Origin of the sequence: Halobaculum sp. MBLA0147 (assembly GCF_041361345.1) — an archaeon.
GTDB lineage: Archaea > Halobacteriota > Halobacteria > Halobacteriales > Haloferacaceae > JAHENP01.
On record NZ_JBGKAD010000002.1, the window covers coordinates 345,301 to 360,011 of the forward strand.

Genomic DNA, 14,711 nt, shown 5'->3' on the forward strand with positions numbered 1-14,711 from the left:
ACTCTACGAAGCCGCAGGCGAGCGCTCGGTGTCCTCGACACCGCAACGGTTTAGTTAGTGGTAACTAAGTGATCGACACGAACAGCATGAGCGACCGACGAACACAGATACTCGAGGCGGCGCGCGAGATTCTCGTCGAAGAGGGCTACGACTCGTTGACGACGAACAGAGTCGCGGAGGCGGTCGGAGTCACCAGTGCGGGGATTCACTACCACTTCGAGACGAAAGAGGAGTTGCTCGTGGCACTGATCGACAGTCTCCGAGAGCAGTTGTCGGAGACACTGGCGTCACACGACGGACCGCCGGAGGAACGGCTCGCCGCCGTCGTCCGGCGTCAGTTCGAGATGGCAGAGGCGGTACGCGAGCTGACCGCCCCACCGGGGATTCAACTCGTCGTCGCCGGAGCACGGCCCGGACCCGTACAGGCCGCCCTCGTGTCGTACGTCGACACGTACGTCGATCACGTGACCGACGTGATCGAGGACGGTGTGGCGTCTGGGGTGTTCGAGACCGACGACCCGAGACGGGTGGCGACGTTCTTGGCGTCGGCGACCGACTCCGCGGCGGTTCGAAGCGCGTTGGACCTGTCGCTGGACCCGCTCGCAGAGAGTCTCACGGCTCACGTCCTCGACGACCTGTACGTGGCGGAGCCCCCGGAGGTGGGTCCGTGACGGACTCGACGGAGGAGGCCGCGAACCGGAGCCGCACGGGCGGACCGGAGATCGTCCGCGACGGACCCGCTCTGGCGCTCGGACTGGTCGTGGCCCTCACCGGTGGCGTCACCGTCGTACAGTACGGTCTCGTCGAGTTCACGAGCCCACCCGCTGGGTCCCTGTCGGAGATCGGCTGGCGACTCGCGACGGTGTTCGTCCCGTTCGTCGTCGGTCTCGGTGGGTTCTTCGCGGTCCGAGGGCGTCCCGTCGAGGTGAGCCCGCCGAGTGTCACCGACCTCGGGTACGTGGCCGGTGGTGTCGTCGTCGCGTACCTCACGTTCGGGGCGTACGTCGTCGGCACGACGACGTTCGCGCCGGCGTTCGCACACTTCGCGGGTGTCGACGCGGGTGCCGTGACACCGGAGTCCGTGCTGGTCGGTGTGGTCTCACTCGTCGTGTTCTCCGGAGTGACCGTGGCGGTCGAGGAGTGGTTCTTCCGTGGTACGGTTCAGACGTACCTGCGCTCGGTCGTCGGCAGTGCCGGCGCCGTCGGCGTCACGGCACTCTGCTTCGCGTGGTTCCACGTCTGGCCGCTCGGGATCGGTACGCCACCGTTCGTCGGCGGTGCCGTCTACTACACTGCGATGGGGATCGTGTTCGGCTCGGTGTACGAGGCGACGGACAACGTCGTGGTCCCGTTCACCGTCCACGCGCTGTTCAACGCCGGCCCCTACGTCGCCGTCTTGGTGACTCTCTCGTGAGTACTGCTAGGAACGAGCGGAGGGGCTCCACGAGGTGCTCCCCGCAGTCCCCGGCCCCGACGAAGCGGTCGCGACACGCTCGTCTCGGTCGTCACTCACCGCCCGACGGCCGTCGCTCCCGAGTTCGGTAGCCAGTTCGACACCGTGGCCGTCGGCAGTGACGCGATCACGCCGCCGACTGCGTGCCGCCACGCCCGAGGGACACCGTCGTCGTCGAGTTCGGGAACCACGTCTCGGAGTGATCGACCGGCGTGCAGTCGAGCTGCCGGTCACGGTATCGCGAACTGGTCGTAGGACGGACGCTCGACGATAGGAAGCTGACGGCTTCGACGCAGGCCGAACACCGTCAGAACGCCCCGACGGAGTAGAGGAGTCCGAGGACGAGCGCGACGACGTAGAGGTACAGCAACCAGACCAGGACGTTCCGTCGCGGCGCGTCCGGCTCGGTTCCGGGGAGCCGCAACCAGCCGCGAGGCTTCGCCATCAGCCGGTGTTCGTCTCCGGTTCACCGTCCGTCGTCTCGGTGGTCTCGGTCGTCTCCGTGTTTTCTGCAGTCTCGGTGGTCCCGTCGCTCTCGTCCGACTCGGCGGCCGTGTCGGTGTCTCCGTCGTCGTTCCCGTCTGTCGCGGAGTCACCCGTCTCCTCGGCGCCGCTGGCGTCGTCGGTCGTCGTCGCGTCGTCGCCGTCGTCACCGGGACTCTCGGTCCCCGCAGAGTCACTGCCGTCGGAGTCACCCGCGGACTCGTCTGTGGAGTCGTCGGCCGATTCGTCCGTAGAGTCGTCCGCGCTGGAGTCGTCGACGGACTCGCCAGCCGAGTCGTCTACAGACTCGTCCGCGGCGTCTTCGGTAGAGTCATCTGTAGAGTCGTCGGCGGTGTCGTCGGCCGATTCGTCTGTGGAGTCGTCTGCGGAGCCGTCGGTGGAGCCGCTCGTCTCGGTCTCTTCGCTCGCTTCGTCTGCGTCGGCGGACTCCTCACCGGCCGATCCGTCGTCACCACTCTCGTCGTCTGAAGCCGCTTCGTCGTCGCCACCGTCGGTGGCGTCACCGTCACCGGCTTCCGTCGTGTCGGACTCGTCGTCCGGCGCGTCGTCCGCGTCTTCGTCCGCCGGAGACTCCGTGGCCGTGTCCGAATCGGACTCCTCGGCGGGTGTCTCGGACGTGTCCGTGTCGCCACCGTCCTCGTCGCCACCGTCCTCGTCGGTATCGGCGCCTGGGGTGTCGTCTGCGTCCGTGCCGTCGTCGGAGTCGTCCGCGTCCGACTCTGTCTCGTCGACCTGCTCGCCGTCGTCGGCGGTCTCGTCGGACTCGTCGTCGACATCTTCGCCAGACTCGCCGTCTGCAGACGCGTCGGACTCGTCGTCGGCCGGTGTGGACGTGTCGGTCTCGTCACCGCTCTCGTCCACCTCAGAGTCGTCCGAATCTCTCTCGTCCTCGCCGCCTGCCTCGTCGGTGTCACCACTGTCGTCGGTCTCGCCCTCGGACTCTGCCTCGTCGTCCGTCTCACCGTTCGTGTCCGGTGCGGGTTCGACGGGCGTCTCCTCGTCGTCACCAGTGTCGGTCTCGTTACCGTCTGGCGCGGGTTCGACGGGCGTCTTCTCGTCACCAGAGTCGGTTTCGTTGCCGTCTGGCGCGGGTTCGACGGGCGTCTTCTCGTCACCAGAGTCGGTATCGTTGTCGTCTGGCACGTCGACGGGCGTCTTCTCGTCGCCAGAGTCGGTTTCGTTGTTGTCTAGCACGTTGACGGGCATCTTCTCGTCGTCGCCGAGTCGTTCCTCGTCCGTGTCGTCGCCGTCCGCCGACACGTTGCCCAGGGACGTCGGCGAGGGGGCGGGTGCAATGTCCACCGTCACCGGCTGGACGGCCGTCTCGGCGTCACTCACGAGCGCGAGGCTCCCGACGCCCGCGCCCGCCGTGGCCGCCGCGACGACGACCAGCGCCACCAGGAACACCGTCGCGATCCGGTTCACGACGACTCACCGTCCCGAGATCGGTCGTCGAGGTCGTCCTCGCCCTCGACAGCTTCGGCCTCGGCGACCATCTCGAACTCGTCGCCGTGCCCGTTCTCGACCCCCGTCTCGATCTCGCCGTCGACTGGACTCTCGTCGTCTCGGTCGGCTGGCGCCCCGAACTCGCCGCGGTCGGCGAGCGGGTCCGCCCCCTCGTGACCGCCGCGAGCGTCGGGTTCCGCCGCCTCGACGATCTCGGACACTGCCGTCGACGGGTCGGCGATCGACTCGTCCGCTGGCGTCCCGGTTGCGGGAGTCTCGTCTGCGGGAGTCTCGTCTCCGCGCTCGTCCGTCGCGGGGGCAGCCGCTGCTCCTTCCGTGACGGCGGCGACTGCCGTGCGGGCCGCACTCGCTCGGCGACGCCCGTCGACGGTGACGTACGCCGCCGCGAGCGTGCCGAACAGTCCCGCCGTCGCCGCCGCGACCGCGACCGGGTCCGGTGCCGAGCCGACCGACACCGACCCGTACACGTTCCACCCCGCGTACGCGGCGAGGCTCCCGGCCGCGAGCGCACTCAGCGTCAGGTCCGTCTCTGCGACCGACACCGTCGCGGCCTCCGTCTCCGTCTCCTCGGCCGACTGCGTCGCGGCCGATTCCGCCGTCTCGACCGAACGCGCCGTCGCCGCCTGTTCGGTCGACGCCGACGAGACCGAACCGCCGTCCGTGCTCGGTGTCGCCGTCGCATCGTCGACGCCGGCTACGGCGTCGCTCCCGGCGCCGTCGTCGACTCCCGTCGTCGCGCCGTTCCCGACGGTGTCGTCGAGTTCCGTCGCCGCGCCGTTCCCGACGCTGTCGTCACTCCCGGCGCCGTCGTCGCTCTCGCTCCCGTCGTCGCTCCGGACCCACCCGTACAGCTCCGAGGCACCCAACAGGAGCAGGGGGACGACCACGAACGCGACGTAGCCGAGCGGTGTGTTCGCCCAGAGGATCACGTACCCGATCAGCGGGATCGACAGCGTCACCTCGCCGAGTACGTCGGCGGGGGAGACGAGTCCGGGATCGGGGTTCTCGTTGGCGTCACCCTGCGTCAGGTAGGCACCGTCGACGACCTCCACCACGCGGTGGGTCGTCGGTACGTCGCGACCGTCGCGGAACGTGATCACGTCCCCGACGCCGACCGCCGTCCCGGCGTCGACGATCACCACGTCGCCGGTCGACAGCGCCGGCTCCATGCTCCCCGAGAGGATCACGAAGCCGTAGTTCGCGCCGATCAACTGCGGGAGTGCGAACACGACGAACGGGAGCACCACGGCCAGGAGGAGGATGGTGCCACCGACCGTCGCGGCTCGGCGTGCAGTCACCCGCGGGTCCCGCGGCTCCTCGGTCGACAGCCGCGTCACCGGGACCACCTCGGCTCGCTCAGCGCGGCCGTCGGTGGCACGCACTGCTGGGCGTCGACGGTGAGCGTCAGGTCCACCGCCGCCTCCCCGACGAACCCCGCCGGGTCGAACTCGAACGCCAGCGTCACCGGGCCGACGACACAGCCGTTCGACCCGCTGCCGTCGTCGAGTGCGAGTGGTGTCGACTGCGCGAAGCCGGACAGCGTGTCCGACGCGAGCGTCTGCGTCGGCGTCCCGTCTGCGGTCGCCGCCGACACTCGGACCCGAACCGTCTCCGAGACCTGCGTCTGTGGCGCCGTCGCCCGCAACGACAGCGCGACCGGCCGGTCGTAATCGTCGACTGGTCCCACTTCGAGGACGACGGTCGCTGTCGTGCTCGCATCCGTCAACTCGACGGCCGGGAGCGTCACCGTCGGTCCGTCGACGACGCCGTCGGGGGTCGCCGGGTCGACACCGGCGTCCGTGTCCGTCCAGTAGGCGACCCGCACGTCCAACTGGCTGGCGTCGACGGCGTTCCCGACCGCCTCCCGGTCGCGGACGACGGCGCCGGTGCCGGCACCGCCGAGCGCTGCCGTCCCGACGACGAGCCCCGCCAACAGACGGCGTCTACCGAGCTGCACTGGTCTCACCCCCGGTCGTCGCGAACGGACTCGTCGCGCCCGCCGGCACCGCCGCGAAGACGGCGTCGAATCCCAGCGTGTCCCCCTGTGAGCGGTTCGTCGCCGACTCGAACGGGAACGTCCACGCGATGGACACACACCGTGGCGCGCCGGGTGTCAACCCGGTCACGACCTTCACACCGGCGTCGGCGCCGGCGCCGTCGGCCCCCAACGCCACGCTGGCGGGCTGCTCGGGCACCGTCACGGTCTCTGCGAAGTCCACGTCGCCGTCACAGGTCCCCAGCGGCGAGCCGTCCCGCCACACGGTCACGAGGAGTTCGTCGTCGAGTTCGCCGTCGTCCGCCGTGGTGTCACCCGCGGCGCGCTCGGGATCGAGGAGTTCGACCTCCTCGTCGTCTGTCACCGTCGTCTTGAGGTACACGTCGATCTCGTCCGCGAGTAGGTCGTCGGTCGGCTCCGTCTCCAGGCCGACCACGACGACGCCGTCGTCGCCCGGGAGCAACCCCGTCAACGAGAGCACGGGCCCGTCGGCGGTCGTGGCGACGTCGTCGACGTACGCCGGCGCCGTCTCCGGATCGAGTGTCTCGTTCGACCCGGGATCGGTGGTGCCGTTCTGTCGCTCCTGGAAGACGCCGTTGTAGCGTTCGTACCAGGCGACCCGGACCACCGACTCCGGGAGGTCACTCGTCTGTGCGTAGGTGTAGTCACTGAACCGTCGCCGTGGCTGTCCGAGGGTGGCCGTCCCGACCCCCAGTGATCCCAACCCGACGGCGGTCAGCAGTGTGCGGCGTGTGAGTTGCATGGTGCCTCGTCGGCTCGCGCCGACGCCGGCCGGCCGATCCGACCCCGTCTCCGCGCTGTCCCGGTCTCGCTTCGATCTCGTCCCTTCTCGTCTCTCTCCCTCCGCGTCTCGTCTATCGTCCGTTCTCGTCCATTCTCGGTTCCTCCTCCCGTCCCTCCGGTCTTCCTCACCGGTCCAGTCGTCCCCCGAGAGATTAGGTATACACCCACTGCCGTCCGGTCCGGTGACCGGACCGAACCGCGTCGGGTGTACCCTGCCGTCGAGGTCTCCGGCCGCGAGAGTCGCTCTCGTCGCGGTGTCCGGCCCCGAGGCCAGGGTTCGACGTCTCGTCCGGTCACGGTACGGTGTCCGTACCGGGACGGAGGCCCCAGGGGGACTCGGATCGTGGCCGTCGACGCCGGTGATCGTGTCACCGGGCGCGACGGCGCCGTCGATCAGACCGCGACGGACGGCCCCCCACCGTCGTTGTTCCGGGCCTGCTCGGTGTAGAACGCTAGGTCGAACGCGACGTCGTCGCCCTGCACCTCGTTGCCGACCTCGAACGGGAGTTCCCACGACATCGCCAGGCAGTGTTGGATGCCGGCGCCCACGAACGGCTCGCGGTCCTCGTCGGTCGCGGCGTCGTCGAACTCGTCGTACAGCGTCGCGCGGTTGCCGTCCAGGGGGATCCCGTTCCCGGAGGACAGCGCCGCCAGGACGTTGTCGAGCGTGTCCGCGACGATCACCTTCTCCGGCACGAACTGCCCCGCGAGCAGCCCGAACACCGCCGGGAGCACCGCGGGATCGTCCACGTCGAAGAAGAAGTTCGGGTCGTTACCCGCCGTCCCGGCCTGCCCGGCCATCGCCTGTAGCGTCGCCTCGTCGGCGCTCGCCACGGAGACGGTGTACAGGTCCGTCGCCGGTGCGGGACTCGCCGCGCGAGCGTCGTCGGCCGCGTCCGTCGGGTCCACCGGGGTGTTGGGCCCCTGCCCCGAGAAGTTCGAGCCGTCCGACAGCGTGACGTTCGCCGCCCGGACGCCCGGCCGGCCGTTGCTCGCCAACTCGCTCTGTGCGTCCTGGACACCCTCGCCGATGAACGTGCCCGTGGCGATGTTGGACGCGTTCGCGTTCGGGTTCGGGTTCCCGTCGCCGTCGCCCGGCGTCGAGGGTTCCGGCCCCGTCACCAGGTCCGCCAGCTTCTGTCGGAGCCCCGACAACGCCGCGTCGACGACGCTCAGGTCCGACGTGAGCGACTGGAGCACGCCCGTCCGCGGATTGGTGTCGTCGCTGCCCTCGCCGTCGAAGTAGGCGACGCCGACCTGGAAGTCCGGGCTCTGTTGGTCGAGGTACTCGACGAACTGCCGGGCGCCGAGTTCCACGAGGTCGATCCGGGTGGTCTCCTGGTAGGTCGTGCCGTCGATGGTGATCTCGTCGTCGCTGACGACGCCACCGTACTGGTCGTACAGCATCGAGCCGGAGAAGTCCAGTGTGAGCATGATGTCCACCGGCTCCGCCTCGTCGCGGACGTTGTCACAGTCCTCGTCGTACCACATCTCCACCTCGATGTTGCTGGCGAGGTCCGGCCCGTCCGTCTCGTCGACGGCCGCCTCGCTGTCCGTGTTCAGCCCCTCGCTCTCGGAGACGTCGTCGGCCTGCATCCAGATGTAGCCCGGGTTGTCACAGAGGTGGAGACTGAAGGTGACCTCGCCCTCGTCGCCCGGCTTCACATCGCCGAGGTCGATCAGCGCCTCCTGGGGCGCCCCGGTCGTCGGATCCGTGCCGAAGGTTGCCTCCGACAGCGGCGGGATGTTGTCACAGTCGAGCACGTCGACGTTGCGGCCGTTGTCGTCCGGCCCCTCTAGCCCGGCGTCGTCCGTGTACCGCCGGACGCTGCCGTCGGGAAGTCTGATCGACTGTTCGCCGTCGTCGTCGTGGTCGGGGTGTGCGTTGACGAACGCCGTCTGTCCGTTCGCGGTGTACGTCTGTTGCCAGTCGACGAGGAGGTCGAGTTCGCCCGCGACCACCTCGTTGTTCTGGAACTCCTCGCGGTCGGAGTAGAACGCGCTCGTGCCGAGCCCGGCGCCAGCGGACGCGAGTCCGACGGCACCGACGCCCGCGAGCACCTTCCGTCTGCTGAGTCGTCCGATTCCGTTCGTGTCTGTCATGTGATGTGTCGTGTGGTTCGTGATTCGTGGTCGCCGCTCGGTTCTGCACCGCAGCCGGTCCTCGGAGCACCGGTGGTCGTTCGGGTCTGCACCACAGCCGATCCCCGAAGGGTCGGCAGTCGTTCCGACCCCCACCGCCGACGGACCTACGTGGCCCGTCGGTTCGTCGGGATCCGTGTGACCGGTCGCTCAGGCGGACGGCGGCGTCGTGTTGCGCGCCTGGACCGCCGTCGCGCCGATCTCGAAGCTCACGCTGTCGGACTGCGTCTCGTTGCCCGAGGTGAACGGGAGCTCCCACTCGAAGCCGATACACTGGGTCGTGTTCCCCGGGTACGGCTGGACGCCGGACTCGACGCGAGAGCCGTCGAGGCTGATCCGCTCGCTCAACTCCTCGAACACCTCCCGCATCGTGCCCTCGGCGATCTTCTGTTCACCCGCGAGGACGACCTCCGCGATCTCCCCGTAGACCGTGTCGAGGTCCGCGGGGTCCGGCGCGACGAAGGCGTCGTCCGGGCTGGAGGCGATCTGCGTCTCCAGGAACCCGGCTGCGGCACCGGCGCCCAGCGCGATGGTGAAGATCCGGATGCCCGCGTTGCGGGCGTCGGCCGCGGCGGCCGCGGCGGAACTCGAACTGTTCGGCGAGCCGTCCGAGAGGACGATCATCACCTTCGAGGCGCCCGCCGTCGCGTTCGTGCCGCCGAGCAGTTCGGCCTCGGCCGTGTCGATCCCGGCGGTCATGTTCGTGGTGCCACCGGCGGTGTAGTCGTCGATGGCGTCCTTGACGGCCTGGTAGTCCGTCGTCAACTCCTGGTCGAGACTCGCACCGCTGCTGAACGAGACTGCCGCCGCCTCGTCCGGCGAGGAGAGGTTGTCGACGAAGTCCGTCGCCGCCGCGATCAGGTCGTTGATCTCCTGGCGCATCGAGCCGGAGGTGTCGCTGACCAGGGCGACTTCGAGTTCGTTGCGCTCGCCCGTGCCGGTCGGCTCGAAGACGTTGTCACAGTCCTCGTCGTACCAGACACACACCTGGATCTCGTCGGGGAGTTCACTCACGTCGTCCGTGTCGATCCCCTCCGCGTCGATCTCCGGGTCGTTCTGGCCGTTGTCGCCCTCGCCGGTGATCGCGCCGAACAGTTCGACGTACCCCGGGTTGTCACAGAGGTGGAGACTGATCGTCACCTCGCCCGTGTCGCCCGGCTTCACGTCCGAGAGGGTGAAGATCGGCACCTCGTCGCCGTTGACGAGGAACTCGTCGGCCGCGGGGCTACAGAAGTCGAACGCCTGGTCGCCCTCCGCCTGGACGAGGTCGGCCCAGTCCTGCATGTCCGCCGGCGACGGTGCCTGCCCGAGCAGGTACGTCCCGTCGCCGAGATCCTCGGCCTCCGGGTAGCCCATCGCTTTGATCTGTGCCAGCCGTCCCTCGCCGCCGGAGTACGTCGACTTGTAGTCGAGCTTCAGGTCGAGTTCGCCGGCCGTGACCTGGTTGCCTCGGAACTCCTCCTCGTCGGAGAAGAACGCACTCGTGCCGAGCCCGGCGCCGGCGGACGCGAGTCCGACGGCACCGACGCCCGCGAGCACCTTCCGTCTGCTGAGTCGCCCCAGCCCGTTCGTGTCTGTCATGTCGTGTGTCGTTGTGTTGTCGCGGCGTGTCTCGACGACGCCGCTGCCGTCGCCCGCCGGTGTCGCCGGGGTTCCGCCCGGCCGTCGTCGGTCGTCAGTCCACTCGGGTCGCCGCCGAGTCGGTCACCCCGCTGGCGACCACTCAGTTCGCGACGGTGTTGTTGAACGGGTCCGTGTTGTTCCGGACCTGCTCCGTCTTGAACACGAGGTCGAACGAGAGACTGTCACCCTGGATCTCGTTGCCCACCTCGTACGGGATCTCCAGCAGCAGGTAGAACACGTACGAGTCGCCGTCGACGCCACCGATGGCGAGCGGCATCCCCTGGTCGTCCTTGACGATGTACCCACCGTCGTTCACGTCCAGAACGGCGTTGGCCTCCCGGGCGGTGGTGTGGTGCTGGTCGGCGTCCACGACGCCGTCCAGGTCGGGGTCGGCGTAGGTGAGTCCGAGCAGGTCACTCGCGTTGTTGAACACCGGGTCCAGGTTCGTGAGGTCCGTCTTCGTGCCGCCCGTGGAGCCGTCCGTCGGGCCGGCGTAGTCCTGCCACACCGTCGACAGGAGGAACTCGCCCAGGTCCGCGCTATTGTTCGTGTCGCCCTCGGCCTCTCGTTCGGGCTCGGGGTTCGCACCGCCCGCCTCCGCGAACTCCTCCGTGCACACTTGCACGTAGCCGGGGTTGTCGAGGACCTCGATCTCACAGCAGACGATCCCCCAGTCGCCTGGCTTGGCGTCGTCGACCACCAGGCCGACGACGGCGTCTTGGCCGTCTGCGGTCGTGGACGCGCCCAGCTGGAACGACTCCTGGTCGGCCCAGAAGTCGTTGGCGGCCACGATGCTGGCAGTCACGGACATGTCGAGGGTGCCCGCGGTGAGGCTGTTGTTCTCGAGTTCTTCGGTGTCGGAGAAGAACGCGCTCGTACCGAGTCCTGCGCCCGCGGAGGCGAGGCCCACGGCACCGAGGCCGGCGAGCATCTTCCGCCGCGAGAGGTCGTACAGTCGGGGTTCGTCGTCTGTCATGGTCGTACTCCCCGGCGGCCGTCCGTCCGACCGTCCCGGGATACACGTCCCGTGGCTGGGTACTGGATTAGCTATGATCCGATTCAACCCGGTGCATCCGGCCGATGACGGCTCGTCAGGCTCTCTAACCCCGATATTCGGGGTCTTTCGGCCGTGTGTCGGGGGCTCCGTACCGGTCCCCTGGCGGTCGGTCGGCTACTCCGTACCACCGTTCCGGACGTGGTCAGGGGCTCTGTACGCCCGCTGGGAGGCCCTGCAGCGTCCGCCTGTCGCTCTGTAGTGTCGCCGAGACCGACCGGAACGGGGTCCGAGCCTCGCCGTCCGCGCGTCGGACCACGACTCAGCCGTGCCGTACCACGCGGTGGTGGCTCGCGGTGCCGTCGGGCAGCCACACCCAGTCGATCGGTCTGGGAGTGCATGGCCAAGACCCGACTGCTCGTCCGTACGGACGTGACGAGAGCGACCACCCTACGAGAGACGGACGCGCACCACCTGTTGAGCAGCCAGCGGCGGTGCGAGACGCTCCGCGTCCTCGCTCGACGGCCGGGTGGCGAGCCGGTGGCGCTCAGAGAGCTGTCGGAACGCGTGGCGGCGGCGGAGGCGGGCGAGACGCCCGCCCCGCGGCCGCTCCGGCGGAGTGTCTACAACGCGCTCCACCAGACACACCTCCCGACGTTGGCCGGCCACGGCTTCGTGGACTACGACCCCGTGCGCAAGCGGGTACTCGTGCGTGCGGAGGTGCGCGACCTGGTCCGGTACATGGACACGGTCACACCCGTCGGCGTCACCTGGGGGGAGTACTACCGTGGCCTCGGGATCGGCGGCCTCTGTCTCGTCGTCGCCGCCCTGGCGGAACTCCCGGTGGTCGGCCGCGTCGACCCGCTGCTGTGGGCGAGCGGCGCGCTCGTCCTCTTCGCCGTCTCGACACTGTACCAACTGTTCGCCGCCCCAGTCGGTGGGTTGCGGGGACTCGCGTGGCTGCTCGCCGACCTGCGGCGGCTCGGCGACCGGTTCGGCCGCGTCTGGACGGAGATCTCGGTGAACGTCTCTCGCGACGGCGGGGAGACGACGGGAGCGGGTGGAGAAACGACGGGAGCAGGTGGAGAGACGACGGGAGAGGGTGGACGGAGGACGGGTGACGGCGGACGACAGACGACAATCGGTGACCCCACCGCGAGCAGAGCCGACGGCGGCGGCCCGGCCGGGGACCGCGGAGCGCCGAACGAGGACGCGGACGACCTCGACGGACGCAGATCCCGGTGACGACTGTCAGTTCCCGAGAGCGGGTGGCGGACGGTTCTCTTCTTCGGAAGTAGTTCGGACACGACTGACGAGTGACGCCCACGTGAAACTGGGCCGACGGTGTCGGCGCCGGCGAGACTCGACGGCGTCGCCGCGACGACCAAGAGTCGACGACGGACACCACACGCCGGCTACGGAGGAGACTTCTCGGAAAACGGATTCCAGACGAGCGACCGCACCGGCCGATCCGATCGATTCGACCGCTCCCGCCCGCGCCCCCCGCACCGCCCGCACCGCCCGCGCCGCCCGCACTGCCTGCAGCGCCCGCGCCGCCCGCACCAGACGGCGTCGTTTCGCCTACGCCAGACTGTCGGCCGGGACGCGGACCTCCAACAGCCGGCAGCCACAGTCCACGCAACCGACGGCGATCACCCGCCGCGAGGAGCAACACGACGGGACCGGCTCCTCGCCGAGTTCGACGGCGCCGCCACACTCGGGGCACACCTCCGCGAACAGTCGGAGGCTCGCGGCCGCCTCCGTCCGCGCCGCGGGCCCGAGTCGTTCCCACTCCGGCACCCACTCTGGCAGGAGGTCGAACGCGGTCGTGTCGGCGAACAGCGCCGCCCGCGACTCCCACGTCCCCAGCCACTCCCCCTCTAGGTAGGCGACGACCCCGTCGTCGTACGTCGTCACGACGAGCCGGTCGCGGTCCAGGTCGAGCGCCCTCGCCAGCGCGGTCCGCTCGCCCGTCTCCTCCGCCAACGCCGCCCGCGTTCCGGACAGCCACGCGGCGGCGAACCCACCGTCGAGCCGCACGTCGTCGCCGCTGGGCGTCGGCTGGAGCAACCCGGTGCCTTCCAACAGCCTCTCGGATCCGACGCCTCGGGTCGGCGGCTCCGACGGTGTCGACGCCTTCCCGAACCACGCCAACACGCGTTCCGGGAGGTACCGACTGGTGAGTGTCGGTGTGTACGGGACGACGTACCCACGGAGCCAGGTGGCGAGCAACCCGACGGCTACGACGACGAGAGCCACCGCCGGGGAGACGATCGCCAGCGCCGTCCCGGCCGCCGCGACGAACGCGAGGTTGACGACGGTACACGGGAGACACCGGTTCTCGCCGACGTACTCCGGCTGTCGCAGTCGCCCGAGGGTGGCTCCCAGCGGGCTCTCGTGGAGTCGCCTCCGTCTCTCACGGAGCAGCCCCCGCCGCTCGCGGAGCCACCCGGCTGCCACACCGTCCCGTCGGTCTGCCTCCGTCGTCTCGGTACGTTCCCCGCCCGTCCGTCGCCGCGGTGCGCTGGTCGTCATCTGTCTGCCGGCACTGCCGGTCGGCTGCCGATACGCGACGTGTCGAGGTAAGTATGGGTCGCGTACGCGAACGAGGCGCAGAGCAGGGCCACCCACGGTACCTCCTCGAAAGACGCTCCTACCGGATCCGACGCCCTCGGTTACGACGAGCCGATGCCGTCTCCCAGTGGTCGGGTCGCCGAGCGAGTCCTCGCGGGTGCCCGGGTGTCGTCGGCCCTCGGGTGATGGTAGTGTTTTCCTGTTACACGTCCATTTATGTGCAGGTACTGCGTACATACGAACGAGAACTGATGTCACGTAGTACCTCGTCCGTCTCTGGGACCGAATCGGGTGGTGACCGCGAGACTGGGCTGCTCGAGGCGGACGCGGTGTTCGAGACGTTGAGTAACCGCCGCCGACGGCACCTACTCCACTACCTCGTCGGTCTGGCAGACGGCGAGACGACCACGGTCGGGACACTCTCGGAACAGCTCGCCGCGTGGGAGAACGACGTGGACCTCTCTGCGGTCACGTCGAGACAGCGCAAACGTCTGTACACGGCACTCCACCAGACACACCTCCCGAAACTGGATCGGCTTGGGATCGTAGAGTACGACAGTGCGCGTGGGACGGTCGCCTCCGGTTCCGAGATGGCAGCGTTCGACGTCTACTTCGATATGGTGGCACCCGGCGACGTTCCCTGGAACCAGTTCTACCTCGGGTTCGCGTTCCTGGCGGTCCTGTCGGTGACGGCCGGCACTGCCGGCGTCCCACCGTTCGGTCTGCTCGACGGCTACGGGTGGGCACTCCTCGTGGCGATCGGACTCCTCGTCGTCGCCGCGTTCCACTTCGTCTACAGTCTCCACTGCCGCTCGGCGGTCGAGGGGACCCCGCCGCGTCGGTGACTCCGTCGTGCGCCTCTCTTCTCCGACTGCTCCTCAGCCTCGACGCTGCTCCGTGGCGGGAAGTCCGTCAGACAGTCCAGGTCACTCCCGACTACACCCGCCGCTCTCACCGCGGCCTTTTAAGCCGACGCGCTCGGTAACGAGAGACGATCTCACGTGCGGGCACCCACACGCGTCCTCGGCGTCGAGTTCTCGCGCCGGAACCGACTGATCGTCTACTACCTCCTCGGACTCGCCGCCCTCGTCCTCACCTACGCGGCGATCTACAACACCGCGATGGCGCGCCTGGAGGGTGTCGAGCAGTCGTAC

Annotated in this window: 13 protein-coding genes; 4 read left to right on the plus strand and 9 right to left on the minus strand. The window is 69.1% G+C overall.

The genetic code is table 11. The features are described from left to right. The first annotated feature begins 86 nt into the window (after positions 1-86). Together RYH80_RS15985 and RYH80_RS15990 are read left to right on the plus strand one after the other, a co-directional pair. Entirely contained in the window at positions 87-671 is a 585-nt protein-coding gene (locus tag RYH80_RS15985) for a TetR/AcrR family transcriptional regulator (RefSeq protein WP_370905017.1), read from the plus strand. Continuing rightward, complete coding sequence (locus RYH80_RS15990; protein WP_370905018.1) at positions 668-1,414, plus strand: CPBP family intramembrane glutamic endopeptidase; 747 nt, start codon at positions 668-670, stop codon at positions 1,412-1,414. The genes RYH80_RS15985 and RYH80_RS15990 overlap by 4 nt, the downstream gene beginning before the upstream one ends. 346 nt (positions 1,415-1,760) lie before the next feature. On the opposite strand, the gene RYH80_RS15995 is transcribed toward RYH80_RS15990, so the two are convergent. The 8 genes from RYH80_RS15995 to RYH80_RS16030 form a co-directional block, all read right to left on the minus strand. Further along, positions 1,761-1,898, minus strand: coding sequence for a hypothetical protein (locus RYH80_RS15995; RefSeq protein WP_370905019.1), 138 nt, complete (start codon positions 1,896-1,898; stop codon positions 1,761-1,763). Further along, positions 1,898-3,382 carry a midas domain-containing protein gene (locus RYH80_RS16000; RefSeq protein ID WP_370905020.1) on the minus strand — a complete coding sequence of 495 codons (1,485 nt, stop codon included), beginning with the start codon at positions 3,380-3,382 and terminating at the stop codon, positions 1,898-1,900. The genes RYH80_RS15995 and RYH80_RS16000 overlap by 1 nt, the downstream gene beginning before the upstream one ends. Beyond that, entirely contained in the window at positions 3,379-4,761 is a 1,383-nt protein-coding gene (locus tag RYH80_RS16005; RefSeq protein ID WP_370905021.1) for a signal peptidase I, read from the minus strand. Before RYH80_RS16005 ends, RYH80_RS16000 begins: the two co-directional genes overlap by 4 nt. Continuing rightward, positions 4,758-5,381: a hypothetical protein gene (locus tag RYH80_RS16010; RefSeq protein ID WP_370905022.1), complete on the minus strand. Its 624-nt coding sequence runs from the start codon at positions 5,379-5,381 to the stop codon at positions 4,758-4,760. Before RYH80_RS16010 ends, RYH80_RS16005 begins: the two co-directional genes overlap by 4 nt. Beyond that, positions 5,368-6,183 (minus strand): hypothetical protein, encoded by an 816-nt coding sequence (locus RYH80_RS16015; protein ID WP_370905023.1) that lies wholly within the window; start codon positions 6,181-6,183, stop codon positions 5,368-5,370. The genes RYH80_RS16010 and RYH80_RS16015 overlap by 14 nt, the downstream gene beginning before the upstream one ends. 434 nt (positions 6,184-6,617) lie before the next feature. After that, on the minus strand, positions 6,618-8,327 hold the full coding sequence (locus tag RYH80_RS16020) for a SipW-dependent-type signal peptide-containing protein (RefSeq protein WP_370905024.1): 1,710 nt from the start codon (positions 8,325-8,327) through the stop codon (positions 6,618-6,620). A 189-nt stretch (positions 8,328-8,516) separates the two neighbouring features. Next, entirely contained in the window at positions 8,517-9,947 is a 1,431-nt protein-coding gene (locus tag RYH80_RS16025; protein WP_370905025.1) for a vWA domain-containing protein, read from the minus strand. A 142-nt stretch (positions 9,948-10,089) separates the two neighbouring features. After that, positions 10,090-10,965, minus strand: coding sequence for a SipW-dependent-type signal peptide-containing protein (locus RYH80_RS16030; protein WP_370905026.1), 876 nt, complete (start codon positions 10,963-10,965; stop codon positions 10,090-10,092). A 417-nt stretch (positions 10,966-11,382) separates the two neighbouring features. Between RYH80_RS16030 and RYH80_RS16035 the strand changes: the two genes are divergently transcribed. Beyond that, positions 11,383-12,228: a DUF7344 domain-containing protein gene (locus RYH80_RS16035; RefSeq protein ID WP_370905027.1), complete on the plus strand. Its 846-nt coding sequence runs from the start codon at positions 11,383-11,385 to the stop codon at positions 12,226-12,228. 336 nt (positions 12,229-12,564) lie between these two features. Here the strand turns inward: RYH80_RS16035 and RYH80_RS16040 are convergent, their stop codons facing one another. Continuing rightward, positions 12,565-13,518, minus strand: a complete 954-nt coding sequence (locus RYH80_RS16040; RefSeq protein WP_370905028.1) for a DUF8054 domain-containing protein — start codon at positions 13,516-13,518, stop codon at positions 12,565-12,567. A 290-nt stretch (positions 13,519-13,808) separates the two neighbouring features. On the opposite strand from RYH80_RS16040, the gene RYH80_RS16045 reads away from it, so the two are divergent. Continuing rightward, complete coding sequence (locus tag RYH80_RS16045) at positions 13,809-14,402, plus strand: DUF7344 domain-containing protein (protein ID WP_370905029.1); 594 nt, start codon at positions 13,809-13,811, stop codon at positions 14,400-14,402. The last annotated feature ends 309 nt before the right edge of the window (positions 14,403-14,711 follow it).